This is a genomic window from Paraperlucidibaca wandonensis, from assembly GCF_042677145.1.
Taxonomy (GTDB): Bacteria; Pseudomonadota; Gammaproteobacteria; order Pseudomonadales; family Moraxellaceae; genus Perlucidibaca; species Perlucidibaca wandonensis.
Window position 1 is genome coordinate 1050629 of sequence record NZ_JBHTIT010000001.1, and the last position, 24971, is coordinate 1075599.

General features: G+C 48.6%; 20 protein-coding genes, 2 tRNA genes and 2 pseudogenes. 8 read left to right on the plus strand and 16 right to left on the minus strand.

The features are described 5' to 3' along the window. Positions 1-78 precede the first annotated feature (78 nt). From ACFQ0F_RS04890 to ACFQ0F_RS04900, 3 genes are all read left to right on the plus strand, one after another. Positions 79-999: a lysophospholipid acyltransferase family protein gene (locus tag ACFQ0F_RS04890; RefSeq protein WP_340674474.1), complete on the plus strand. Its 921-nt coding sequence runs from the start codon at positions 79-81 to the stop codon at positions 997-999. 786 nt (positions 1000-1785) lie between these two features. After that, complete coding sequence (ovoA, locus tag ACFQ0F_RS04895) at positions 1786-3909, plus strand: 5-histidylcysteine sulfoxide synthase (RefSeq protein ID WP_379069680.1); 2124 nt, start codon at positions 1786-1788, stop codon at positions 3907-3909. After that, on the plus strand, positions 3906-5129 hold the full coding sequence (locus ACFQ0F_RS04900) for a MalY/PatB family protein (RefSeq protein WP_379069683.1): 1224 nt from the start codon (positions 3906-3908) through the stop codon (positions 5127-5129). The genes ovoA and ACFQ0F_RS04900 overlap by 4 nt, the downstream gene beginning before the upstream one ends. Here the strand turns inward: ACFQ0F_RS04900 and ACFQ0F_RS04905 are convergent. Continuing rightward, positions 5126-8851 (minus strand): CHASE domain-containing protein, encoded by a 3726-nt coding sequence (locus ACFQ0F_RS04905; RefSeq protein WP_379069685.1) that lies wholly within the window; start codon positions 8849-8851, stop codon positions 5126-5128. The genes ACFQ0F_RS04900 and ACFQ0F_RS04905 overlap by 4 nt on opposite strands. A gap of 230 nt (positions 8852-9081) precedes the next feature. On the opposite strand from ACFQ0F_RS04905, the gene ACFQ0F_RS04910 reads away from it, so the two are divergent. Next, positions 9082-9158, plus strand: a tRNA-Val gene (locus tag ACFQ0F_RS04910). A 290-nt stretch (positions 9159-9448) separates the two neighbouring features. Here the strand turns inward: ACFQ0F_RS04910 and ACFQ0F_RS04915 are convergent. From ACFQ0F_RS04915 to ACFQ0F_RS04930, 4 genes and pseudogenes are all read right to left on the minus strand, one after another. Then, positions 9449-9544, minus strand: a complete 96-nt coding sequence (locus tag ACFQ0F_RS04915) for a helix-turn-helix domain-containing protein (protein ID WP_379069688.1) — start codon at positions 9542-9544, stop codon at positions 9449-9451. Positions 9545-9594: 50 nt separating this feature from the next. Continuing rightward, a pseudogene (locus ACFQ0F_RS04920) lies at positions 9595-10213 on the minus strand (IS6 family transposase). A gap of 26 nt (positions 10214-10239) precedes the next feature. Then, positions 10240-11118, minus strand: coding sequence for a metal-dependent hydrolase (locus ACFQ0F_RS04925; protein WP_379069690.1), 879 nt, complete (start codon positions 11116-11118; stop codon positions 10240-10242). A gap of 125 nt (positions 11119-11243) precedes the next feature. Further along, positions 11244-12167, minus strand: coding sequence for a LysR family transcriptional regulator (locus tag ACFQ0F_RS04930; RefSeq protein ID WP_379069692.1), 924 nt, complete (start codon positions 12165-12167; stop codon positions 11244-11246). A gap of 244 nt (positions 12168-12411) precedes the next feature. Here ACFQ0F_RS04930 and ycaC point away from each other — a divergent pair, with 244 nt between their 5' ends. Both ycaC and ACFQ0F_RS04940 read left to right on the plus strand, forming a co-directional pair. Then, positions 12412-13038, plus strand: coding sequence for an isochorismate family cysteine hydrolase YcaC (gene ycaC / locus ACFQ0F_RS04935; RefSeq protein ID WP_379069695.1), 627 nt, complete (start codon positions 12412-12414; stop codon positions 13036-13038). A 143-nt stretch (positions 13039-13181) separates the two neighbouring features. Then, entirely contained in the window at positions 13182-13874 is a 693-nt protein-coding gene (locus ACFQ0F_RS04940; protein WP_379069698.1) for an isochorismatase family protein, read from the plus strand. 49 nt (positions 13875-13923) lie between these two features. Here the strand turns inward: ACFQ0F_RS04940 and ACFQ0F_RS04945 are convergent. The 4 genes and pseudogenes from ACFQ0F_RS04945 to ACFQ0F_RS04960 all read right to left on the minus strand — a co-directional run bounded on the left by ACFQ0F_RS04945 (position 13924) and on the right by ACFQ0F_RS04960 (position 17508). Then, positions 13924-14427, minus strand: a pseudogene (locus ACFQ0F_RS04945) (IS6 family transposase). Between the two features lie 26 nt (positions 14428-14453). After that, positions 14454-15695, minus strand: a complete 1242-nt coding sequence (locus ACFQ0F_RS04950) for an NAD(P)/FAD-dependent oxidoreductase (protein WP_379069701.1) — start codon at positions 15693-15695, stop codon at positions 14454-14456. A gap of 11 nt (positions 15696-15706) precedes the next feature. Continuing rightward, complete coding sequence (locus ACFQ0F_RS04955; protein WP_379069704.1) at positions 15707-17089, minus strand: cytochrome P450; 1383 nt, start codon at positions 17087-17089, stop codon at positions 15707-15709. A gap of 29 nt (positions 17090-17118) precedes the next feature. Then, positions 17119-17508: a 2Fe-2S iron-sulfur cluster-binding protein gene (locus ACFQ0F_RS04960; RefSeq protein ID WP_449304926.1), complete on the minus strand. Its 390-nt coding sequence runs from the start codon at positions 17506-17508 to the stop codon at positions 17119-17121. A 141-nt stretch (positions 17509-17649) separates the two neighbouring features. Between ACFQ0F_RS04960 and ACFQ0F_RS04965 the strand changes: the two genes are divergently transcribed. Then, complete coding sequence (locus ACFQ0F_RS04965) at positions 17650-18663, plus strand: AraC family transcriptional regulator (protein ID WP_379069707.1); 1014 nt, start codon at positions 17650-17652, stop codon at positions 18661-18663. A 13-nt stretch (positions 18664-18676) separates the two neighbouring features. Here the strand turns inward: ACFQ0F_RS04965 and ACFQ0F_RS04970 are convergent, their stop codons facing one another. The 3 genes from ACFQ0F_RS04970 to ACFQ0F_RS04980 are packed head-to-tail and all read right to left on the minus strand — an operon-like array spanning position 18677 to position 21921. After that, on the minus strand, positions 18677-19573 hold the full coding sequence (locus ACFQ0F_RS04970) for an alpha/beta hydrolase (RefSeq protein WP_379069710.1): 897 nt from the start codon (positions 19571-19573) through the stop codon (positions 18677-18679). Continuing rightward, on the minus strand, positions 19570-20433 hold the full coding sequence (locus ACFQ0F_RS04975; protein WP_379069713.1) for an SDR family oxidoreductase: 864 nt from the start codon (positions 20431-20433) through the stop codon (positions 19570-19572). Before ACFQ0F_RS04975 ends, ACFQ0F_RS04970 begins: the two co-directional genes overlap by 4 nt. A gap of 24 nt (positions 20434-20457) precedes the next feature. Beyond that, entirely contained in the window at positions 20458-21921 is a 1464-nt protein-coding gene (locus tag ACFQ0F_RS04980; RefSeq protein WP_379069716.1) for a flavin-containing monooxygenase, read from the minus strand. Positions 21922-22039: 118 nt separating this feature from the next. Here ACFQ0F_RS04980 and ACFQ0F_RS04985 point away from each other — a divergent pair, with 118 nt between their 5' ends. Further along, positions 22040-22672: a TetR/AcrR family transcriptional regulator gene (locus tag ACFQ0F_RS04985; RefSeq protein ID WP_379069719.1), complete on the plus strand. Its 633-nt coding sequence runs from the start codon at positions 22040-22042 to the stop codon at positions 22670-22672. A 64-nt stretch (positions 22673-22736) separates the two neighbouring features. On the opposite strand, the gene ACFQ0F_RS04990 is transcribed toward ACFQ0F_RS04985, so the two are convergent. From ACFQ0F_RS04990 to purC, 4 genes are all read right to left on the minus strand, one after another. Beyond that, the gene (locus tag ACFQ0F_RS04990) at positions 22737-23204 is read right to left on the minus strand and encodes a DUF2846 domain-containing protein (RefSeq protein WP_379069722.1); all 468 of its coding nucleotides are present in this window, start codon (positions 23202-23204) and stop codon (positions 22737-22739) included. A gap of 604 nt (positions 23205-23808) precedes the next feature. Then, positions 23809-23899 (minus strand) — tRNA-Ser (locus ACFQ0F_RS04995). A gap of 52 nt (positions 23900-23951) precedes the next feature. Then, positions 23952-24194: a DUF6726 family protein gene (locus tag ACFQ0F_RS05000; RefSeq protein ID WP_379069724.1), complete on the minus strand. Its 243-nt coding sequence runs from the start codon at positions 24192-24194 to the stop codon at positions 23952-23954. Positions 24195-24235: 41 nt separating this feature from the next. After that, positions 24236-24949 carry a phosphoribosylaminoimidazolesuccinocarboxamide synthase gene (gene purC / locus ACFQ0F_RS05005; protein WP_379069726.1) on the minus strand — a complete coding sequence of 238 codons (714 nt, stop codon included), beginning with the start codon at positions 24947-24949 and terminating at the stop codon, positions 24236-24238. Positions 24950-24971: the final 22 nt, after the last annotated feature.

Here is a 24971-nt window from a genome sequence, read left to right on the forward strand (position 1 = left end):
ATAGCGAAAGCGGCACTATCTTGGAGCACGGCAAATCATCGTCTATGCTTGGCGCCACTTTTATTTAGTAGCCGCAATATGAATACCCCACCGCTAGCGCCCCCAGATCTAGACTTCAAAGATCGTATATCGATGGTTGCATTAAAATGGCTGGCGAAACTGCCCTTGCCAATGCTGCAACGCATAGGGCAGCTGATTGGCCAATTTGTCGCCGCCTTTCCGCACACCGGCGTTTACCGCACGGTCTTACGCAATATCGAACGCGCGCATCCCAAGCAAAGCCGGCAATGGCACCAGCACACAACTAAAGCCAGTATTGTCAGCACTGCCATGACTGCGTTGGAGTTTGCCAAAACCTGGGGCATGCCACCGGAGTACAGCTATAAGCAAATCCGCGATGTGCATGGCCGCGAACTTTTTTTGGAGTCAATAAACTCCGGCGATGGCGTGATGTGCATCGTGCCGCACTGGGGCACATGGGAATTTATGAACGCTTGGGTCAATGAACACACGGCTCCAACCATCATGTACAAGCCGGGCAAACAGCCAGGGGTAGATGCTTTAGTTTGGGAGGCGCGCAGTCGCTTACGCGCTAACATTGTGCCCACTGACGACAGCGGTGTGCGCGCCACCTTTAAGGCGTTACGCAAAGGTGGTTTCACGGCGATTTTGCCGGACCACACACCTAACGATAATGGCGGGATCTTCGCGCCATTTTTCGGCACCTCAACTTGGACTGGCGTGATGGTGCCAAAGTTGATTCAGCGCACAAAATGCCGCGTTATTGTGATGGGCTGCATCCGCCGCAATGATGGCCATGGCTTTGACCTCTATATCTTGCCCGCCGACCCTGCCGTGCATGACGACGACCTTGCCAGCGCGGCTGCAGCCATGAATCGTTCCATGGAAACCTTAGTCGCGATTGCTCCAGAGCAGTATCAGTGGACCTATAAGCGCTTTAAGAAAAATGAACATGTAGGTGATTTTTATCGCTCGTGAGCGATAAGCCTCAAGTCAAACGTCTTAGTCGGCTGACCAACGGTAAGGCTTGTTACTGGCCACTTAGGTGGACTTAGTAGTCGCAACTATCTATCGATTTAGCAAGCACTTAGCCCTGCATAGTCAGGGCTTTTTTATGTGTTATCGCTAAGGCAATACGCGCTCATATAGCCAAAGCATCTATCAAATTCGAGTCACGCCAGCAGGCAAACGCAAGCGGCTGATGCTTAAGCAGTGCTTTCTCTCGATGAATCTACAGGCGCCCATAGCACGATTTGTTTTTGGCCAAGTGCAAGCCTTCATGCAAGAGTCAGTGTGTCGCCACAGAGCAGGGAGCATCACATGACTGTTTTGACCGGGTTAAGCCTAGCAACACTGCTGCTGTTTAATATTTGGGCATTAATCGCGGAGCCGATTGAAGGCAAACGTTTTAACGAACCCACATAAGTAATAGGAGCCCGCATTAACCACCTAGCAATACCACTGATCATCCGACCAGTAACTGCAAATCCACTTGTTACCACCAACTGACTCGCTATACTGTCCATATACACAGTATAGCGAGCACATATCATGAATAGCCTAGCCTCTGCCCTCACCCTAGTTTTACTAATGATTAGCGTCTGGGCGTTGATTATGAATAAACCCGACCTCGGACCTAATGCAGACTCGAGCAGCACAAAAAGCTAAGAGACGCTCACACTCTTGCGTTAACCTTAGCCTTGTAGAGGACACTTGTGGCTTTTCAGCTGCTAGTCTGCTTCAAAATTGCTAAGGACCTATCGCATGAGCGCCGGAACTTTTTCTCATCTTTGTGCGCGTACACCCGCCCTAGATAACCCCGACTTAGCGTCATTGCGCGAGCAGATACGTTTTTATTTCGATAGCACTTTTACGCTGTATGAGCGCCTGTTCGACACGCTAGCTTGCGATGAGGCCTATTACCGCAAGTCCATTAGCCTGCGCCATCCGCTCATTTTCTACTTCGGCCATACCGCCACATTTTTCATTAATAAGTTTTTGTTGGCGCGGTTAATTGACACACGCGTTAATGCCCACTTTGAGTCGCTGTTTGCCGTTGGCGTCGATGAAATGAGTTGGGATGACTTAGACGAAGCCCATTACGACTGGCCGACAGTTGCTGAAGTAGCTGAATATCGCCGCCAAGTTCGCAAAGCAGTGCTGCACGTCATCGACACCATGCCGCTCACCGGCCCTATCACTTGGGATCACCCGTGGTGGGCAATTATCATGGGTGTTGAACACGAACGAATTCACTTAGAAACCTCGTCGGTACTCATACGCCAACATGATTTGCATTTGGTACGCCCGCAAGCGACTTGGGCTCCTTGCCGTCAACACGGCGTCGCGCCGAACAACCGCTTATTAACCGTTAGCGCTGGCACTGTAGAGCTAGGCAAAACTCGAAGTGATCATTACTACGGTTGGGATAACGAATACGGTCATCACCAGGCAAGTGTCGAGGCGTTTGAGGCCAGCGAATTTTTAGTCAGCAACCAAGAGTATTTGGCCTTTGTAGAGGCGGACGGCTATCTCAACAAAGACTATTGGAGCGATGAAGGTTGGCATTGGCGCGAATTCAGCGGTGCCACACAAGCAACTTTCTGGCGTAAAGACTCACACGGCTATCGCCTACGCTTGATGACTGAAGAGTTTGCCATGCCGTGGGATTGGCCAGTTGAGGTCAACTGCTTAGAAGCTGAAGCATTTTGCCGATGGCTAAGCGCAAGTACTGGCCAGTGCATTAGCCTGCCGACCGAAGATCAATGGCATCGCTTAGCCGATGCTTGCGGGCGTAAAGAAACACCGGCGCGCACGGCAGCCAATGCCAATATTCATCTCGATCACTTCGCCTCTTCGTGCCCAATTAACCAGTTTGCTCACGGCGACTTTTACGATGTTTCGGGCAATGTTTGGCAGTGGACGCAAACCCCGACCTATCCTTTTCCTGGCTTCGATGTTCACGCCATTTACGACGACTTCACCACGCCTACCTTCGATGATCGCCACAACCTAATGATGGGTGGCTCATGGATATCCTGCGGCAATGAATCTCGCCGCAGCGCGCGCTACGCTTTTCGCCGCCACTTTTTCCAGCACGCCGGCTTTCGCTATGTGCAGAGCTCACAGGAGCCCACCGTGACCCCGCAATATTATGAAACCGACCGCCAACTCGCCGAATACGCCGAGTTTCATTACGGCGATACATTTTTCGGGGTCGATAACTTCCCTAAAGCATTAGCAGATATCGCCATTGAGGCCTGTGCTGGCCGCCCAATGCGCAGCGCACTAGATCTTGGCTGCGCCACTGGGCGCTCAAGCTTTGAGCTCGCCCGCGCCTTTGACCAGGTAAGCGGCATCGACTTCTCGGCCCGCTTTATCGATCTCGCTGCCAATCTCGCCACTAGCGGCAGCGTACGCTACACCTTGGTCGATGAAGGTGAATTGATCAGCTATAAAACTCGCACGCTAGATGAGTTAGGTCTGAGCGAGTCGGCAAATAAAGTCCGCTTTAGCCAAGGCGACGCCTGCAACTTAAAGCCTAATTTCACTGGCTATGACTTCATATTGGCAGCCAACTTGATCGACCGGCTTTATGACCCCGCACAGTTTATTGCGCAGGTGCATGAGCGCTTAAATATCGGCGGCGTGCTGATGATTACCTCGCCCTACACATGGCTCGCAGAACATACGCCGCGCGAAGATTGGCTAGGTGGTTTCAAGAAAGATGGCGAAACCTACACCACCCTCGATGCGCTGCATGATCATTTAAGCGCGCATTTTGAACCGCTGCGCGAGCCTATGGATGTGCCTTTTGTGATTCGCGAAACACGCCGGAAATTTCAGCACAGTGTCAGTGAGGCGAGCTTTTGGGTACGTGTGCGATGAGTTTCAATTTCGACGAAGAGTTAGATCGAAGCGGCACTGGCAGCGAAAAATACGATGCACGTAAACGGCTATTTGGTAGCGATGACATAACTCCGCTCTGGGTCGCCGACATGGATTTTGCCGCGCCAGCCTGCGTTAGCGAGGCCATCCAAAAGCGCGCCATGCACCCGATTTACGGCTACAGCATGGTGCCCGAGCACTTATTCAGTAATCTGCAGCGCTGGGTAGCCGAGCGCTACGACTGGCACCCAAACCAAGATGAAATATTGCTCTCGCCCGGCGTGGTGCCCGTGCTTTACGCTGCGGTGAATGCGCTCACGAAAACTGGCGATGGCATCATCGTCATGCCTCCAGTATATCCACCGCTGTTTAAAGCCGTCAGCGATAATCAGCGCGAGCTCATTCTTAATCCTCTGCTCATCACGCATCGTGATCAAAGTCAGAGCGTCGATAAAGGCGCCGAATACCTCAACGCACCCGCACAAACTTTGCATTACGAAATCGACTGGGATGGCCTTGAGCTATGCGCGAAAAAAGCAAAAATGCTGCTGTTTTGCTCGCCGCACAACCCCGTTGGCCGTGTTTGGACACGCAGCGAATTAGCGCGACTACTCGATGTTGCCGAGCGCCACGACCTCATAATCATTTCCGATGAGATCCACGCCGACCTCACGTTTGTGCCACACACCGTACTTGCGACACTACCAGGTGCAGAAAAGCGTGTAATAACCGCAATGGCGCCAAGCAAAACCTTTAATATGCCTGGCCTTGGTCTGGCTTGGTTAGTGGCACCAGAAATCGCTCAGCGAGAAGCCATTAAGGCGCAATACGCCAAGCTCGCCATCCATGTGAATAACCCTTTGTCGATGGTAGCCACCGAAGCCGCCTACGGGCATGGCCACGACTGGCTCGCCGCCTTGCTTAACTATGTCAAAATCACTCACGATGAAGTCGTAGCGCGACTCGCCGAGCACCCACAGGCACCTCAGGGCATTGCTGCAGAAGGCACCTACTTACTGTGGTTAGATTGCCGCCACACAGGCCTAGATGATCAAGCACTACAAAGGCACTTTGTCGAAAAAGCCAAGCTGGGCTTAAGCGCCGGCGTATTTTTTGGCGAAGCTGGTCGCGGCTTTATGCGAGTAAATTTGGCCGCACCTCGGCGCATAGTTTCAGAAGCCATCGAGCGCCTAATCGAGAGCTTTACTCAACCTAGCTAAGCCGCATTATCTAGGTTGAATGATAGCTCTTGCAGCAACTCGCGCACCTCATCATTCAGGCCGTTTAAGTCCCAACATTGCTCAATACGTTTCGACAACTCACTAATCTCGGTGAAGCCAACAAAGCCGGCCTCACCAGCAAGCTTATGTATCAGAAACTTTAAGTCATCTTGCCAATCGCCTTCGCTATTATCGATAAGCGCACTATAGGCGTCGCGGAATGCCGGCACGCGCTCTTCAAAGAAGCGGGAACGAAAGCGCCCCATAATCTCTTGCCACTCATCGCCGGCTTCCAGCTCTTGCGCTGAAATAACAGTAGCGGCACTCCCTGTAAGTACCTGAGTGGATGTTACTACTAGGCTTTTTGCGGCCACTCTTTTCACGATAGCGACTAAATCATCGACCACAAAAGGCTTGGTAACAAAGTCATTCATACCGGCATCAAGCGCAAGCTGCTTTTGCGTACTCAGAGCGCCTGCGGTTAAAGCAATAATAGGTAGCTCACGAATACTTAATTTCTCGCGAATGACGCGTGTCGCCGTAAAACCATCCATTACGGGCATTTGAATATCCATTAAAACAATATCAAAATCACTAGCCCGCTGCTCAAGTAAATCAACAGCCATCTGGCCATTGTTCACTGTAGTCACTAATGCACTCTCATTACGTAGAATATGCTCAGCCACTTCTAAGTTAAGCTGGCTATCATCTGCCAATAAAATACGAATACCAGACAGCTTCTCGCCTAAATGAGTCAGCCCAAGCTCTGGATGAGCACGGTAATTAAGTACATTTAAAACTGCATTTTGCAAAGCAGAGCAAGTAATAGGCTTAATAATAATTGAATCAATCTTTTCACTAGCGTCATGCATATGCAGAGTATCAGTGGATTGCGGCGTCACAGTTACCAAAGTAACAGGCGGGTTTACATTTTTTGCAAGTTTTAGCATTTTTGTTAAAGCATTTAAACCATTATCATCTGGCAGTTGCCAGTCGGCTAAAATAATATCGTAATTAGCATTACCTTGAACGGCCTGCAGCATAGCGGCTGCACTTGTAACAACATCAGCTTGCCAGCCTAAACTGGCTGCCATTTTTGTAAAGTTCTCGCCGCTACGCTCATCACAGCCAAAAAGTGCTCTTAAACTCAAGTCTTTATTTTTCGTAAACATGCTCTCAGTGTCAAGGAGGAATGGCACAGTCAAAACAAACTCACTGCCGCCTCCCTCAATACTGGAAACAGAGATATTTCCTCCCATTAGCATGGCCAAACTTTGACTAATAGTTAGTCCCAGGCCAGTACCTCCGAATCGACGAGTAATTGTAGTATCACCTTGACTAAAGGAGTTGAAAATGTTTTCAAGTTTATCAGAACTAATACCTATTCCAGTATCTTTGATTGTGAACTTTAAAACTACAGAGTTATTTACAGTGCTTTTCGACACCACATCAATCGCAACAGAAACTTCACCTAAGTAAGTAAATTTGAGAGCATTGCTAACCAGATTTCTTAAAATTTGAGTTAGGCGAACCATATCTCCAATTAAATATCTCGTGTTGTTTGGTGGCGAATCTATAATCAGATCGATTGACTTATCTGAAACCGAGCCAGACATTAAGCTCGCCAATTGATCAATCACCTCGCATAGATCAAAAGGTGACTCATCTAATGATAAATGGCCGGCCTCAATTTTAGAGAAGTCTAAAATATCATCAATAATTCCCAGCAGTGATTGACTCGCGCTTTGAATTTTTTGCACCATGCTTAAAGCTGCAGGAGACATTGCTTGGCGCTTAAGTAAATAGCCAAAGCCTAAAATTCCGTTCATTGGTGTTCTTATTTCATGGCTCATATTAGCAAGAAATTCACTTTTTGCTTGATTAGCCTCCTCAGCGGCTAACTTTGCATCACGCAGGTTAATATCAAGTTGATGGCGTGCAGTTACGTCTGTACGCATAGACACATAGCGCTCGACCTTACCATCAGCACCAATAAATGGCGCTATAACTGTATCTACCCAATATAAATCACCACTCTTAGAACGATTGCACACTTCTCCATGCCATGCGTGACCTAGTGCTATGTTACGCCAAACATCTTGCCAAAACTTTCTATCATGTTCTCCAGAGTTAATTATTTTATGCGTATTACCAATTAACTCTTCACGTAAATAACCACTAATTCCACAAAAATTATCGTTAACCTCAATAATTACACCCTTAGAGTCTGTAACTGAATATAAAAGCTGTTGATTTAAAGTGCTTAGCAAAACTTCGTTTTCACGTAAAACCTGCTCTAATCTATGCTGACTATCTTTAAAGTCCGTTATATCATGGCCAATAACATAAAATCCTTTTTGTTCACCGTCGACAAAGTCTGGAATATAGTTGACTGATGATGCAATAGATCGACCATTAGGGTCTTTAAAACGTGACTCAAATGATTGAGCTTCACCTTGTAACACACCGATTATATAATGCTCATTTTTTTTATATAGCTCATCACCAATAACTTTATGCATTTGCATGCCAGCCATTACCTCTGGATCATGGCCGAACCATGCTAAATAAGACCTATTAGCCATGCGATTGCGCAAATCACAATCCCAATATCCTATTATGGATGGAACCGCATCAAAAACTGTTTGTAAGTCACGTCTTGCTCGATCCAATTCATGAGTTCTTTGATTAAGTGCATAAGCTTGTCGACGAATATATAAAAGTGAAATATATAGCAGCAGTGTCGCTAGTATTCCAACTGTAAAAACTCGCACGCCCGAACTAATGGGAGATGCAAGACCTAAACGTTTAACAAATAATTCTGTCGCATTTAACTCAATTCGCCACTGCCTTCCATAAACATTAACATCCATAACCTGATATAAATCGTCAGCCACCTTGTCATCAGCAGATTCATTTGTATAAAAATACTTAGCATCTTTATTTCTAGATATATCAGATAACCTAACAATAAACTCACCGCTGCTCATAACATAACCAGACAAAACCTCATCTATCAAAAGTGGCAAATAGGTAAGCCCAATAATATCGAATGGCTTTTTACTCGAGCGAATTGGCATAACGAGCAAAAAGCCCATATTAGGCTTGTCTTTTGCTTGCTGCAGAGTGATTGGTGGCGTTAGCGCAGGCTTATTAGTTTCAATTGCAGTTCTAATTGCTTCGTATCTGCGATATTCCGATGCTATATCTAAGCCAATCGCTTTCTCATTACCTTCTAGTGGTTCTAACCTCTCAATAATCCATTTATCATCATCATGCTCAGATATTTGATTTATTTCATACTCAGTGTCCCACTCCTGAGTAAAGCTTGAAATGAAGCTTTTCTCACTTTCTTTTGGAACTCGCCTGATAAATCCAAACCCATGCGCTCCAGGAAATGTGCGATGCATATCTAGCTCTTGCACATAGCCTTGAAACTCTCTTCGATTATAAATATTACCACCAGAGGCATGCATGGCGCCGCGAAACCCAATGAGACCTCGCTCGTAAATCTCTAAACGTTCTTTCAGCAAGGTTTTAAACTGCTGCGATGAGTCGGTTAAGCGCGACTGACTAAGCTCGATGTTTGACTCTAAAACTTTCTGACCGGTCATTACTGCTAGTAAAAAGCTGATGAGCAACAACAGCGTTGCGGAGAGCAACGGGTTGACCTTGGCAAGCGACAACGCTATGTGATTCCGACCTGTCAGAAACTGAATCATAATTACACCAACGGTGGCTTTAAACTCGAATGAGCACAACTAACCGAGAATGGCTGTAAGCATGCTGCGCTTGCAACCACCAAGTTGTAAGCGCAGCAAATAATTTCGTTTTATTCGGTTAACTTTTGTCTAACTATTTCTCACGTTACACCATTTGCCGAAATTTTCGCCAATCCCCTATCAGATGTGTTGTCAGTAACCTCCACCTTGGGTATCATGCGCGCCACATTAGACGCTTAGCTCAGTTGGTTAGAGCACTACCTTGACATGGTAGGGGTCAGCAGTTCGAGTCTGCTAGTGTCTACCAAATACCGAAACCCGCTAAGCCTTGCGCCTAGCGGGTTTTGTGCTTTCTGGGGTTTGAAAAACAGAGCGGCTAGAAGCCATAAAACTCTACAGGGACCAAATCGAGACCATTCTGAGACCAAAATTCAGACTCAAAAAGTAGGGGTCACTGATTTTCGACAATGGATATGATCAGAAAACACTCGTTTTTGACCCCTACCCCAAATTTTGACGCCAATTTCCCGCACAACTATTTGTTATTAAAGGCAAATATCACTAATTTCAGGCTCTAGCTTAGGGCCTTAAGAGCCATCACTCGCTGATGTGCTCCATCAAGTCAGATACTTGGCAGCCAAAATATTTGCACAGCCTATCGATTACATCGGTCGTGCAGTTATAGCCCAGCACGGTACTGACAAGTTAACTTCTACACTCAGCAATAGTTGACCTGAACATCGCTACGCAATCATCGTTCTCCACGTTGCAAACACTGCTGTCCTAATACGGCGATAATGGCTTGCTGAAGTTAGATGCCTTCCAAGGTTGAATAGATTAGATACTGCTGCATGATTCGTAAGAAATAGCTGAGCTTGGCTCGGCGACTTGAAACACCTCATGCCTCGCTCTCGAAATCGCGTCAACTCATGCGATTGCTCTGCCCTGTTTTAGCTGTATTGTGATGAACAGTCGGCATTAGCTCGCGTTGCGCAATTTTGTAGCTTGCCAACTTATCAGTGACTATCATTCGTGGCTCACCGCCATGATTATGCAACAAGCGCTTAAAGAATTGCTTTGCCGCCTCACCATTGCGCCTACTCTGAGCATAAACATCGACCACTTCACCATCTTGATCGACGGCTCGCCGAACCCACCATGTCTTTGCTTGAGCTTGCGAGCGTATGCAGGTCCAAACTTAATGCACCATAAACGGATCGATTCATAACTGACAGAGATGCCCTTTTCTGCCAGCAAGTCTTCGATATCACAAAAGCTCAAGTTGAAGCGATAATAGACCCATACCGCATAGCTGATGATGCTGGAATGAAAGCGATATCGTTTGTATGTGTTCATCGACAAACTATCTCAATCGGCGAGTTAACTTGTCAGTAGCCTAAGCGCTCCTGCTCTGCCAAAAAATCATCGATTTGCAGCAAGTACTTACGGTTATCGTGATCCCATGGATGGAAGCTTGGGCGGAAGTAATCAATATAATCGCGAAGTTGTATACGAATTATGCCGTATTCACCCATAGTGAACTTAAGCAGCTTTCGCATCGATTTCAAATCAGTCAGATGCCCACCACTTCTCAGCACCGCTAACAGTGCCGGCATCATAATTAACCAGAAGATGGCAGTCGCCAAAACCATGCCTGTCGCTCGCATCGCGTAAGCACGTGGGCCACGACCCATAACTGCTGTCCATGTGTCGAAAGCCACGGCTTTATGCTCAGTCTCTTCTAATGCATGCCACCGCCACAGCGCGGCATAGTGCGGCTCCGCACCCGCCATTAGGCGTGGCTCACGCAAGATGCTATCGGCCAATAGCGCAGTAAAGTGCTCCAGCGCAATCGTGCCACTCAGCGACATTTCTTTACCAAAATACTTGCCGAGAGTATCCAGTGCATTTTTCACAAAGCGCTCAATTTTTGGTGCAATCGGTACGACAGCGAAGAGTGCATCATTCATCTCTTCGTGTTCGCGACCATGCATGGCTTCTTGCCCAATAAACGCGGTAATGGCTTTTTTCAGTTCGGGGTCATGAATCTGATCGCGATACTCGCGCACACTATCAATAAAGAAGCGCTCACCAACTGGCAAAAAAAGCGAGAACGTGTTTAAAAAAGCAGCGAAGCCAGGGCCGCCCGCAGGGTGCCAATCCAGCACTCTATCCGCGGGAAGATTGAATCTGAGGTCACGCCGAATTGGCAGAATAGCCGCCAAGCTGGAAGATATTGCAGATACTTTGCCTAAGAATGCTGTCATTTTTATTATCCTCTTTAGCCCAAAGGGCTGTGACCGAATAGTCGCCTACTATTTGCCTTACTGACAAGCACTTAAAAAATAAGGTACTGACAAGTTAACTTGTCAGTACCACTTTAAGCACTCACCTATTGGCAAGATGCCTCCCAAGCTGATATGCCGGCAAATTTAGCGGCTAAGTAATCTATAACTGCACGCACTTTGCGTGGTTGATGGCGGCATTGTGGATACATTGCGTAGATAGTATCTACCGTTGGTGAATCATTAGGCATAGCATTAATTAAGCGCCCATCCGCCAATGCCTCACTAGCAATAAACAAGGGAATAAGGCATAGCCCAAGGCCAGCAATGGCGGCATCACGCATACTTTCGCCATTGTTAAAAACATAGTGTGCTTTCAAAGGAATCGAACGTACCTGTCCCGCCTGCTCCAGTGGTTCAAACTGCCAAAGCTGGCCTGAGTAGAGATTTGTGTAACCAATGCATTTGTGATTACTAAGATCATCGACTGAGATAGGTAACCCGTGCATCGCGGAATAGCTTGGACTGCAACACACTACTCGCTTACTCAGCGCCAGTTTGCGCGCGATTAGTGTGGAGTCTTTCATTTGTGTTACTCGGATCGCGATATCAAAGCCGCTACCCTCGATATCGATTTTTTTATCATCGAGTGTGAGTGCGAGCTCTAAGCTAGGGTGCAGCTTGAGGAAATCAAAAAGCATCGCGCCTAGATGCATGGTGCCAAACGACATCGGTGCTGCAATTTTAATCTGGCCACTGAGCGATGCATTGTCATCAAGTGTAGCTTCAACGACATCATCCAACTGCTGCACTAATTGCCGCGCTCGGGCATAAAACTCTTGGCCTTTATCAGTGGCATGCACGCCGCGCGTTGAGCGACTTAACAACTGTGTATTAAGACTATTTTCTAAATCGCTAATTCGCTTACTTATGACTGATTTAGACAAGTCCATACGTAGACCAGCTGCACTTAGGCTTCCGGCCTCCATAACAGTGATAAACGTTTCAATATAATCGAGTCTAAATCGCATATTCGTGCTCTGTATTACGGCGTTAAGGCGTGGCTATGTCAGTGGTCAATATGTGCTTAAGCGAACATATCATGATTTGCGTTCTGCAAATCAGAACACCGTGTTCGCATTAAAGGTACTTTTACAGTACTAGCCAAAGTCATAGGATCGTCTCGCATTGCATTGCTTTCGTAGCATTGATAATCAATGAAACTGACGGTTCGTTACCGAGAGTTTTGACGTTAAATAACAAGGAGCCACGATCATGAGCAAACCCTATGTGCGGTTAAATAAAGAAGATGCAGCAGTCTTACTAGTCGACCACCAAACCGGCCTGCTTTCACTCGTACGCGATATCGATCCTGACAAATTTAAGAATAATGTGTTAGCCCTAGCTGACTTAGCTAAGTACTTCCAGCTGCCTACTATTCTCACCACAAGTTTTGAGACTGGCCCGAACGGTCCGTTAGTGCCAGAACTGAAAGAGATATTTCCTGATGCGCCCTATATTGCACGCCCAGGGCAAATCAACGCTTGGGACAACGAAGACTTTCTAAAAGCAGTGAAGGCTACAGGCAAGAAGCAGCTGATTATTGCCGGCGTTGTGACTGAAGTTTGTGTTGCATTTCCCGCCCTATCGGCGATTGAGGCAGGTTATGACGTTTTCGTCATAACCGATGCATCCGGTACATTTAATGAAATGACTCGCGATTCGGCATGGCGTCGCATGGAAGCAGCAGGCGTGCAGTTGATGACATGGTTTGGTGCCGCTTGTGAGCTACACCGTGACTGGCGCAACGATATTGAAGGTTTAGGTGCGCTGTTTTCCAATCACATCCCTGACTATCGTAATTTGATTACCAGCTACACCACGCTAACAAGCGGCAAGTAACGAAAACAAAAAGCGACAAGGACGTCGCTGCTTTAGCCTGATTAGGAGCTACTTTCATGCTTCTTAGCTAAGTCTAGCCCTCCATAGTTTTCGCATTGTTACTGCCTCATTCCTCGCACATATAGCCTTTTCGAGACGAAACCATGAGCATCACATTCTCCAATAACGTAGCAAACTTCAACGGACGTCAGCCGACAATCGATGCCAACGATGCGGTCATGCTACTCATCGACCACCAAAGCGGCTTATTTCAGACCGTGAAAGATATGCCGATGACTGAGCTACGCAGCAATGTCACCACACTGGCAAAAGTTGCAACACTAGCCAATATTCCAGTCATCACCACTGCTTCAGTACCGCAAGGCCCCAACGGCCCATTGATTCCCGAAGTGCATAAGTTTGCACCGCATGCTCAATATGTCGCACGCAAAGGTGAAATAAACGCTTGGGATAGCCCTGATTTTGTTGCCGCCGTGAAGGCCACGGGTCGAGGCACGCTCATTATCGCTGGCACGATTACCAGCGTATGCATGGCATTTCCGAGCATCAGTGCAATTTATGATGGATATAGAGTATTTGCAGTCATCGATGCCTCCGGCACGTACTCAAAAATGGCGCAAGAAATCACTCTTGCCCGCATCGTACAGGCAGGTGTTATCCCAATGGATACTGCAGCCGTCTGCTCTGAAATTCAGAAAACATGGCATCGTGATGATGCACAGCAGTGGGCCGAGGCATACAGCGCAGTGTTCCCACCGTACCAACTTTTGATTGAAAGCTATCTTAAGGCGCAGGAAGTTATCACTCAAAATGAAGTCTTGGACTCACAGCGCTAAGCACCAACAAGTTAATCTTTGAACTCAGCAATAGTTGCCCTTCACATTTCTACGCGACCACCAATCTCCACGTAGCAAACGCGGCTGTCCTACTGCGTCGATAATGGCTTGCTGATGTTAAATGTCTGCCTAAATTAAATAGATTAGATACTGCTGCATGATTCGTTAGGAATCGTTGAGCTTGGCTCGGCGACTTGAAACGCCTCATGCCTCGCTCCCGAAATCGCGTCGACTCATGCGATTGTTCAGTTCTGTTATTCGCGTACATCGCAGTATTGTGATGAGCAGTTGGCATTAGCTCGCGCTGAGCAACCTTATAGCTTGCCAACTTATCAGTGACTATCGTTCGTGGTTCGCCGCCATGATTGCGGGCATAGGCAGGTCCGAATTTTATACACCACAGTCAGATCGCTTCATAACTGACAGAGATGCCCTTCTCAGCCAGTAGATCTTCGATGTCACGAAAGCTCAGGCTGAAGCGATAGTAGGCCCATACCGCACAGCTGGTGATGCTGGGATGAAAGCGATGTCGTTTGTATGTGTTGATCGACAAGTTATCTCAACCAGCAAGTTAACTTGTCAGTACCCAGCCGCGACAACAACACCCGCCAGCAACTCCTTAACCGCAACACCGTCATCGACCAAGCGTGCGACATCCAGCGCAAGACCCTCGGCAATCACTCGCTTACTGAGCATAAACTCTTGTGGCCTATTCACGCAGTCGGCGGCAATCAACTTGCCTGCCTGAAAGTAAAACGCGGCGAAGCTTCGGCCAGTCTCTTTATCTCCGCGAATGACTAGCTGATCGTAGCCTAGGCTAAGGCCGGCAATTTGCAGCTTTAGATCATATTGATCAGACCAAAACCACGGCAGGTTTTTGTGCTCTTTGCTCAACCCACACATCGTTGCTGCGGCCACTTTGCCTTGCTCACCGGCATTGGGCACAGACTCAAGGCGCATGCGGCGCTGATAGATTCGGTTGAAATGATTGGCGCAGTCGCCAGCAGCAACTATCGATGGATCATTGGTGCGGCAAAACTCATCGACAATAATACCGTTTTCCACGGCAATGTCAGCCGCTTCCGCAAGCGCAACATTCGCGATAACACCAACGCCAACGACCACGATATCGGCAGGAAAAATAGCGCCGTTGCCGCACAGCACACCTTCCACTCGGCCATCGCCAAGCAAGCTCATAACCGATACACCGGTATGAATTTGCACACCTTCTTCGCCGTGCACGCGGGCGTAAAATGCCGACAACTCAGGCGCGGTGACACGCTGCAAAATGCGCTCAGCCATCTCCAGCACAACCACCTGCAGGCCTTGTTTACGCAGCGATGCCGCGGTCTCTAAACCAATATAGCCACCGCCAATAATCACGGCAGTTTTGGCCTGAGCCAGCTCGGCTTGAATGCCTTCGACATCGGCAATATTGCGCAGGTAATGCACACCTTTGAGCTCGCTACCGGGCAACTCAACTCGTCTCACGCGAGCACCCATGCACAGAGCCAACTTGTCATAGGCCAACTCTGCGCCATCACACAAGGTGATGGTTTGGTGCTGCCTATCGATCGCCGTTACACGGCCTTGGCGAAACTGAATATCATTTTTTTCATAAAATGATATTGGACGAATCGCCAACTCGGCAGTGGTTTTATCGCCTGCCAAAAACGTCTTCGACAGCGGCGGCCGATGATAGGGCAGATGCGGCTCCTCCCCTATCAGCACGATATCGCCATCCCAGCCCTCTTGGCGCAGGCTAGTGACTACTTGCGCGCCAGCATGACTGGCACCAATAACAAGGGCTGTTTTTTTCATGATGGCCTGCCTTATTTTTTCGCGGTCAGCGTGACCATCATCTTCGAGTAACCACGGACAAAGTTAGACTGCACGCGCTCGGGTTCAGATAGCATTTTGATATCGTCGAAGCGTGCCAACAATTCTTCCCAAAGGATGCGAATCTGCATTTCAGCCAAACGGTTGCCCATGCAGCGATGTATCCCAAAACCAAATGACAGATGACTACGTGCATTTTTTCTATCGATGATGAAGTCATCTGGGCGCTCGATCATGCGCTCATCGCGGTTGCCAGAGGCATACCACATGAGGACTTTATCGCCCTTCTTGATTAGCTGACCATTCAGCAAAACATCCTGTGTCGCGACGCGGCGCATATAAGCCAGCGGAGTTTGCCAGCGAATAATTTCCGAAACCATATTGGGGATAAGACTGTGGTCAGCTTTCAGCTTGGCAAACTCATCGGGGAAGCGATTCATGCCTAAAATGCCACCGGTCATGGAGTTTCGTGTGGTGTCGTTACCACCAACAATGAGCAGCGCGAGGTTGCCAATAAACTCCATCGGGCGACGCACCAAATCTTTAGTTGCTTCGTTGGATTGCAGCAGGCTGATCAAGTCGAAACCACCCTCGCCACCCGCAGCTTTTATGGCTGCCTTGGCATGCCAAAGCTCTGAAAACTGTTTGGCCATATCGGCAACACCAATAAAGGTCTCGTCCATATCTGCAGGACCGCCAGTTGTCTCAGGGCTGCCAGCGGCTAAGTCTGACCAATAGACTAATTTACGGCGACGCTCATAAGGGAAGTCAAACAAAGTTGCGAGCATGCGTGCAGTCAGTTCAACAGATACTTCCTCAACCCAATCAAAGGGCACACCAACCGGCAAGTTATCCAAAACATCCTGAGTACGGGTGCGAATTAAAGCTTCCATTTCTTTCAGGTTTTTCGGTGCCACTACGCCCTGAACGGCCTGCCGCTGCAAGTCATGCTTAGGCGGATCCATGGCAATAAACATTTCAACCTCTAGCCCCTCCGGTGCATCACCCAGCAAAATTACCGGCTCAGAAGAGAACAACTCATGGTTTTTATCGACGAATAAAATGTCTTCATAACGCATCACCGACCAAAATGGGCCAAATGCGCTTTTCTTCTGGAAATGCACAGGCGCTTCATCACGCAGGCGCTTGTAATAAGACTGCCAGCGATCTTGCTTGTATAAAAACGGGTTGCTTAGATCAATATCTTCGAGCGCTAGTGTCGACACATCGGGAATCGGCGTTTCCACAAAATCAGGGAAACCCTTCGCGTTGGTGACGCGCTTTTTGGCTTTCTGAAATAGGTGCATGCCCTTCACTTGTAAGTGAATTGGCACGAGGGCACTTGCTCTATCGATGACTGAGGTTATAAGCGTCATAGTTTTTTCCTAGCAATACGTAAGGTGATTTACATTTGATATTCAGGAAGATGCAGGACCATGCCGGCCATGGCATCGGACACCTGGATCTGACAGGAAAGGCGCGAGGTGACGGCCTTTTCTGGCGTCATATCGAGCATTTGCAACTCATCGGCGCTAGCGCTACCGGTTGCCCCAATCCATTTAGCATCCACGATGACGTGGCAAGTGCCGCAAGCGCAGGCGCCGCCGCAGTCGGCATCGATGCCGGGCACGCCATTGTCCATGGCTATCTGCATGAGCGACTTACCTGTCTCAAGTTCTACTTCATGCTGTGTTCCATCATGCTCAACAAACGTAATGCTACCCATGAGTTCATCTCCGATAATAATGACTGCATCTGGCGTGATGCCGCTGCTGCAGAAAATCCACGCGTACACTTAGAAATCTCAGATTAGGTGGATCTGCCGCAGTGCGTGAGGTCATTTCTTGACAACACAGGGTCATTTCAAGACAATTTGTGCCAAATAAGCGGCCTAGAGCTGCGCTTCATAAACCTCCACACGAGCAAAGCACAAGACATGGATACGCCAAATATTCCATCCAACTATTCACGCTTAATTGGCCGCGAGTTAGAGCTACAAGTGCGCGACCTACCCAAACTGCTGAAGTTCACGCAACTCAGCGGTGAGCAACTTATGCAGGAAGACACACTCCTAACCAGTCGCCAGCAAATTCAAATTCTCGAAAATGGCTTACAACTCTCGGAGCATGAAGCTTTTGGTTTACGTCTGGGCAAGCGCCTAACGCCATCAACTCATGGCGCCATGGGCTTTTTAGCGAGCAGTAGCCCCAATCTGCTCATGGCGCTAAAGGCGTTTCAAGCATTTTTGCCAACACGCATAAGCTTTGCGCGGCTCACGTTAGACAGCAGCGCATCTTGGCTAGAGTGCCATATCTACTTTGATGCCGAGCTCAGCCCTGAAGTGCATCGCGCACTATCGGAAACCTGCGCAGTGGTATTTTTCGAATGCGCAGAATTTATTATCGGGCGGCCATTAACAGAAGCACACCTCAGCTTTATGCATAAGCAGCCCGCCTACGTCGAACACTATGCGGACTATTTAGCCGGCAGCTATGAGTTTTCAGCGCCTCACTTGCGCGTAAAAATCCCCATGGCGGCCTGTCATATTCCCAATGCATCAGCCAACCACGACAGCTATGCCCTGGCCATGCAGCAGTGCGAAAAAATGCTCGCGCAACTGAACTCGCAAAAGCACAGCTTCACTTACCAAGTGCAAAAAATGATGCTGTCACACCCATTAGGCACGCTCAGTGAAGAAGACGCCGCCGCCACTTTATTTATGAGTAAGCGCACGCTCGCTCGGCGACTAGAGCAAGAAGGTACGGCTTATCGGCAAGTACGAGATAGGATCTTGGCGCAGCAAGCCAGCAGCTATTTGCGCAATAGCGACATCTCTATTGATGCCATCGCCGCCCTACTGAACTACCACGACAACGCGAACTTTCGTCGCGCATTCAAACGCTGGTTTCAGGTCTCACCGAATGAGTATCGCCAGCAAGTGACGAAGTAGCATCTGAGAGTTTTTAGTGCGACCGAATAAATGCAGCAATCTCATCCAGTGCTAGGTTGGCATCTTCAATGAATGCACTAAACATTTGGAAGTTATGCCACATGCCAGGATAAATGTGGCATTGCGCCTCAACCCCAGCCTCGCTCGCATATCGCGCTAGGCGCCGCGCATCATCCAGCAAAATTTCCTCGCTACCAGCTTGCACCAACATCGGTGGCAAGTTACGTAAACTGCCAAATAATGGCGATACACGAGGGTCGCTAGCAGAAATATCGCCGCGATAGCTATCTCCGCCACGACGCAATGCATGCGCTGTCACCATGGGGTCGCGCCCTGCCATCTGGGTGACCGATGGCAAGCTCAAAGTAATATCAACATATGGCGAAATCATCAGTAGTGCGGCAGGCAACGCTTGTGAGCGATCGCGTAATGTCTGTGCCATCGATAAGATAATTGCGCAGCCACCAGAATCGCCACCAAAACTAATTTGGCTAGGAAGCCAACCCGCATCAAGCAAAGCTTGATAGCAAGCTAAACCGTCGACCATGGCAGCCGGATAGGCATACTCAGGCGCGCGGCGATAGTTGACCATGACCACTTTAGACTGCGCACGAACGGCTATTTCACTTCCCAGCGCACGATGGGTATTCGCTGACCCTGCAAAAAAAGCACCGCCATGAAAATGCAGCAGCACGCGATCAGCCTGCAACGGTGTGATGTACTCCACCGACACTCCGGCTAATGTCGCGGCCTCGATAGCTACATCTGGGTGCACGCGAAAGAGCGCCGCACCACCCTCCATTGCTGAACGCAACAGCGTGAGCGGTATCGGCAAGCGACTTGGCAGTTTAAAGCTGGCTCTTAATGCAGCCTTGACTAATGTTGATGCAACCGCCGCTGATACGTTCATCCAACCTTACTCACTTTGCTTTTTCGTTTAAGTAAATTGATACGCTGCTCATACCCCGCGTGCGCCTCATGATCGAGCTCATTAAGAATACGAGTATCGTCAATGAGACGCCGCCCACGCAGTTGTAGCCAACTCGGAATTAAGGTGTAGGCGCGATGAGCCACTTGTAAATAATCAGGCACAGCAACCATCAGGCGTGGCTTGATAAGTGACGCAACTACGGCATCTGCCACCTGCTCTGGTGTAACAGCAGGGATGATGCTCGCCGCCTTATCGGTACCCGCTGTAAGCTCAGTCAGTACTTTAGAAGGCATGATGCAGGTGAACTCAACGCCACTGTCGCGATACTCTCCTGCCACCGACTCAGTCATGCCCACTACCGCAAACTTAGTACCGCAATAAATCGCCGAGCCCGGTAAAGCAAAGCGACCCGCTAGTGACGCAATATTGACAATATGCCCACTCTGGCGCTCCAAGAGCTTCGGCAAGGCCACTTGCATGCCATGGATCACACCACGGAAATTAATATCGATTTGCGCATCGGCTAACGCTGGATCTTCATCCAAAAAATAACCCATTGGCATGATGCCTGCGTTGTTAATAAGCCCATACAGCGAGCCCAGTGCCGCTTCCGTTTCAGCAATAAATTGCGCAAAAGACTCACGCTCACGCACATCCAAACGTCCAGCATGAGCCCCTATACGCTTAGCCTCGCGCTGCGCCAGCTCCAGATCAATATCGCCGATACTAACTCTAGCGCCCTGCGCTGTTAATGCCTCGGCGATAGCTAGCCCGATGCCGCGCGCGCCGCCCGTAATGGCGATGACTTTTCCAACTAAAGCATTACGAGGTGATGTCATGGTACTAGCTCCAAAAGTTCATTATTAAGCGCGGGTAACTCGATATTCATCTAAATTAAACTGACTCAGCTGGCGCTTCATCTCCAGCGTACTCCATGGCCATACCGTACTATTACGGCCATTACGGTCAATAAAGTAGCTAGTGCAACCTCCGCGATTCCACACAGAATCTTCGAGAGCCGACTGCACTCGAGCATTGAAATCAGCAACGCGAAGCGGATCCGTTTCTATGCTACGAAGATTCAACTCTCGCGCCTTCTCAATAGCATCCACGACATAGGCCAGCTGCGCTTCGATAATCAGAAACGCCGATGAACTCACTGCGATATTGGGACCAAACATGAGAAAGGCGTTGGGACAGTCGGCCACCATTGTCCCCATATAGCCTTCGGGACTGCCTTGCCAAACATCTGACATTCGCTGGCCATAACGATTAAATACACGCTTGGCAATCGGTGGCTCAGCAATCTCAAAGCCAGTGCCTAAAATGATGACATCTGCTTCATAAGTGCTGCCATCGGCGGCAACTAGCGTATTACCTGTCACTTTAGCCAATGCACTACTGACCACATCCACATTGGGCTGAACCAATGCTGGATACCAGTCGTTCGACTGCAAAACACGCTTGCAGCCAATGGTGTATTGCGGAGTCAGGCGACTACGTAGCATCGGATCTTTGACTGCGCGATGTAAATTAAACTTCGCTAGACGCTGAAACTGCTTCATCGCGGCGATGTTTTGCATGCCGCCATTGAGCGTTTCAAATATGCCAAAAACGGCGCCACGGACAGCGAGCTGAGCCAACGGCAAGCGCTTAAATAGGCGCTGAACAATGCCTGGCAAAGCTTGGTCCATTTTCGGTAAAACCCAATGCGGCGTGCGCTGAAATACCGTGAGCTTGCCAACAGTCGGCTGAATCGCTGGAACAAACTGAATGGCAGACGCGCCCGTGCCAATCACAGCAACTCGTTTATTGTTCAAATCGATATCGTGGCGCCAGCGCGATGAGTGAAACACATCACCGGAAAACTCACTTAAGCCCGGCACATTTGGCAGCACGGGTTCGTGCATAGGACCACCAGCCATGATGACAAAGCGCGCATGAAATTCGCCGTGATTTGTTTGTAAATGCCAGCATGCGTCCGTGTCTGACCATGCCGCCGTGATGACTTCGTGCTGAAACTTCACCATCGGTAACACGCGATAAGACTCTGCTACGCCTTGTAAATAAGCCTTAATTTCAGCTTGGCCCGCAAATACTCGGCTCCACAATGGGTTTGGTGCAAATGAAAACGAATACAACGCAGATGGCACATCGCAAGCACATCCCGGATACGTATTTTCACGCCAAACACCGCCTAGTTCATCGGCCTTTTCGAGCAGCAGCACATCATTTATGCCTGCTTCTCGCAGTTTTATAACGGCACCTATACCGGCAAAGCCGCCACCAACAACAATGACTTCGTGCATTTTTATGCTGACACTCATGCAACACCTATAGTTTGTGACTGACTAGCCATTATCGGAACACAATGTCACTTAATGAATAAATCGTCAATATAATCTGCTATCGTCAACTACCCCCTGCCTCAGCTAAGATTCCTCCATGACTGAAGACAAGCCCCTATCTCGAGCCGAACGCAATCGCCTGCAATTACGAGCAGATATTCTGCAGGCGGCATTTATTGAGTTTTCCGACCGTGGCTATCACCAAACGGCTATCGCTGATATTGCGCAGCGCTTAGGTATTGGGCATGGCACGTTTTATCGCTATTTCGACAATAAGCGCGATATTTTGGAGCATGTGATTAACGATACGGCGATGCAATTAATTGCCCTGCTCGCCGCTGAAAATGCGCCGAATGCAGTGCAAACACTCGCTGAGTATCGCGAGCAATGCCAGCGCATTGCCCAACGATTTAGCGAATTTGCATACGCTAATCCTAAAATGCTGCGCTTGGTTTTGCTTGAAGCCACATCGATTGATGCTGACATGACGCAACGCGTCTTTGCTTTAATTAACACCGGTGGCCAGCTCACCGCCGAATATTTAGCTAATGGCGTGAAGCATGGTTTTTTGCGATCGGACTTAGATACCACCAACACCGGCCACGCCATTGTCGGCATAATCATGGCCGGCATGTTTCGCCTGTTGGCCGACCCAGACAATACCAGTGTACTCACATCCTATGGCGAAGCCTGCGTCCGACTCATAACTGAAGGCATGGCTAAAACCTAATGGTGTAGTCTGGTGCCGCCAGAAAGCCTTACTAAGCAGTGCGCTCTCTACGGCACCACACCCATTACCTAGTCGAACTACAGTGTCCCAATTTAGCCATTTTTAGCTTAGATACTTCTTTTTTGCCATCGGCAAAGTTGTATTGCTCAAGTCCAGCACCACCAACGAATACGCCTAACTTAATGTACTGCTTCACAAAGTACAGATTGCCCGCTTTTGTGTTAATCGTTAGGTCGTTGGGTGAAAACTCAGATTCAGTTGAAATTGTGTGCTTCATGTCCCCCTCTACTTCCTTGTAAAAGAAAACGCCTTTGGCCGACTCACCAATGCACTCTTTATCAATCCAAATATCCTTTTTAAGTCCGGCACCAGCGAGAGAGTTTTTGCGAAATATATAAACCCCTGAGAAACCCTCTGTTGGCTTCTTGAAGTCAACCATATTAGCGGTTGTTTCAGGTGATGCCATGGGTACAGATGCGCAGCCAGATAATAGCGATAAGGTTACAGCTGTCGCGAGTAGTGCTCTTTTCATCTTCCATCCTCACGTCCTGTGAATTCAATGGTTAGCCGCCGGACGTAAAAGCATCTAACCGAAAACATTCCTTTGTTCACGTGATCCGAACACCAGGCTAATTATTAGAACTAAGGCTTTCGTTTAGCTAATGCAATTACACCCTTAGTATAAATAACCGATTGCTAAGCCCGTATGACAGCTATCGCATGACATTACTAACATTACTCTTAGGCTGAGTTCTTGGTTAAAGGCCAAGAACACTTACGATCGAAAGCCCTCAAGGCACTTCAAAATATAAGTGTCTAGTGCGCCGGTTAAGTTCAAATGATGTATTGCCGCAATGAGAAAGGCCCACCCTTAAAGTCACTGCGAAGAAGGTGGTTGGCACATCCATGCCAATAGACTGGCGAAAGTGGTGTGCGGCCGCATTCCCTGCGAAAGCTACAGCTAGCTTTTACCAAACAGCCTTTAATTTTGGCAAGCAAAATTTCTTGCAGGCTTAAAGTGAATGCTTGTTTGTTTAAGTTTCTGACAAGCCGCCGTGTGATGAGAAAAGCGAAAAGGAAAGCTAATCCCAGAAACGCTAAAACCCGCTGTTTAGGCGGGCTTTAGGTAACTCATTTGGAGGAGAAGGAGGGATTTGAACCCTCGATACGGGCGAACCGTATGCCAGATTTCGAGTCTGGTGCATTCAACCACTCTGCCACTTCTCCGAAGGACGCGAAATGTAGCGGAAGCGACCGGAAAACTCAAGCCCAAAGGCGTTTAAATGGGTACTTTATCGACAGCATCTGCAGCTGTATCAATACCTGCGTCAGCCGCTTCTAGCGCCTCATCAACACTATCGCCCACGACCGGCACAACAGACACTACGGCGCCGACCACCGAAAGCAGTGAGCCACCTACACGCATTGGCATGGTGACCAGCTTGGTGAGGAAGCAGCCGCTGAGGCTGCTCACTAATACGGCCAATACAACTAATCGAACAGGGGTTTTTATTTGCGTCATCACTCACCTCTTATTGTCTGCGAGTCAGACGCGGACTCACATTATTCGATAATTACGCCCAAACGCGCGGCGACTTCTTCGTATGCCTCGATCACACCACCTAAGCCTTGGCGGAAGCGATCTTTGTCGAGCTTCTTCTTCGTGTCTTTATCCCACAAGCGGCAACCGTCTGGCGAGAACTCATCGCCCAAAACGATTTCACCATGAAATAGACCAAACTCGAGCTTAAAATCGACGAGTAGCATGCCTGCGGCGTCAAAAAGCTCCGATAGCACGGTGTTGATTTTCAAGGTCAGGGTTTGCATTGCGGCAAGCTGATCGGCTGTAGCCCAGCCAAAAGTAGCGCAATGCGAGACATTCACCATGGGGTCGCCAAGTGCGTCATTCTTCAAAAATAGCTCGAAGGTTGGCGGGTTTAAAGCCTGCCCTTCTGTCACGCCTAAGCGACGAACTAGGCTGCCAGCGGCAAAGTTACGCACCACGCATTCAACAGGAATCATCTCTAAGCGCTTCACCAAAGACTCGGTAGGCGACAGCAATTTTTCATGATGAGTGGCAATGCCAGCTGCGGATAGCTTATCCATGATGAAAGCATTGAAGCGATTGTTCACCATGCCCTTGCGGTCGAGCTGCTCAATACGCTTGCCATCGAAAGCAGAAGTATCGTTGCGATATAAAATCACCACGTGATCAGCGTCGTCGGTGGCATAAACTGATTTAGCTTTGCCGGTGTATAACAAATCGCGTTTTTCCATGAGGCTCTCCGCCGCTACAGCT

Excerpts from the sequence above, each read along its gene's own strand:
- ACFQ0F_RS04890 (WP_340674474.1), top strand. The coding sequence starts at position 79 with ATGAATACCCCACCGCTAGCGCCCCCAGATCTAGACTTCAAAGATCGT.
- ovoA (WP_379069680.1), top strand. The coding sequence starts at position 1,786 with ATGAGCGCCGGAACTTTTTCTCATCTTTGTGCGCGTACACCCGCCCTA.
- ACFQ0F_RS04900 (WP_379069683.1), top strand. The coding sequence starts at position 3,906 with ATGAGTTTCAATTTCGACGAAGAGTTAGATCGAAGCGGCACTGGCAGC.
- ACFQ0F_RS04905 (WP_379069685.1), bottom strand. The coding sequence starts at position 8,851 with ATGATTCAGTTTCTGACAGGTCGGAATCACATAGCGTTGTCGCTTGCC.
- ACFQ0F_RS04925 (WP_379069690.1), bottom strand. The coding sequence starts at position 11,118 with ATGACAGCATTCTTAGGCAAAGTATCTGCAATATCTTCCAGCTTGGCG.
- ACFQ0F_RS04930 (WP_379069692.1), bottom strand. The coding sequence starts at position 12,167 with ATGCGATTTAGACTCGATTATATTGAAACGTTTATCACTGTTATGGAG.
- ycaC (WP_379069695.1), top strand. The coding sequence starts at position 12,412 with ATGAGCAAACCCTATGTGCGGTTAAATAAAGAAGATGCAGCAGTCTTA.
- ACFQ0F_RS04940 (WP_379069698.1), top strand. The coding sequence starts at position 13,182 with ATGAGCATCACATTCTCCAATAACGTAGCAAACTTCAACGGACGTCAG.
- ACFQ0F_RS04950 (WP_379069701.1), bottom strand. The coding sequence starts at position 15,695 with ATGAAAAAAACAGCCCTTGTTATTGGTGCCAGTCATGCTGGCGCGCAA.
- ACFQ0F_RS04955 (WP_379069704.1), bottom strand. The coding sequence starts at position 17,089 with ATGACGCTTATAACCTCAGTCATCGATAGAGCAAGTGCCCTCGTGCCA.
- ACFQ0F_RS04965 (WP_379069707.1), top strand. The coding sequence starts at position 17,650 with ATGGATACGCCAAATATTCCATCCAACTATTCACGCTTAATTGGCCGC.
- ACFQ0F_RS04970 (WP_379069710.1), bottom strand. The coding sequence starts at position 19,573 with ATGAACGTATCAGCGGCGGTTGCATCAACATTAGTCAAGGCTGCATTA.
- ACFQ0F_RS04975 (WP_379069713.1), bottom strand. The coding sequence starts at position 20,433 with ATGACATCACCTCGTAATGCTTTAGTTGGAAAAGTCATCGCCATTACG.
- ACFQ0F_RS04980 (WP_379069716.1), bottom strand. The coding sequence starts at position 21,921 with ATGAGTGTCAGCATAAAAATGCACGAAGTCATTGTTGTTGGTGGCGGC.
- ACFQ0F_RS04985 (WP_379069719.1), top strand. The coding sequence starts at position 22,040 with ATGACTGAAGACAAGCCCCTATCTCGAGCCGAACGCAATCGCCTGCAA.
- ACFQ0F_RS04990 (WP_379069722.1), bottom strand. The coding sequence starts at position 23,204 with ATGAAAAGAGCACTACTCGCGACAGCTGTAACCTTATCGCTATTATCT.
- ACFQ0F_RS05000 (WP_379069724.1), bottom strand. The coding sequence starts at position 24,194 with ATGACGCAAATAAAAACCCCTGTTCGATTAGTTGTATTGGCCGTATTA.
- purC (WP_379069726.1), bottom strand. The coding sequence starts at position 24,949 with ATGGAAAAACGCGATTTGTTATACACCGGCAAAGCTAAATCAGTTTAT.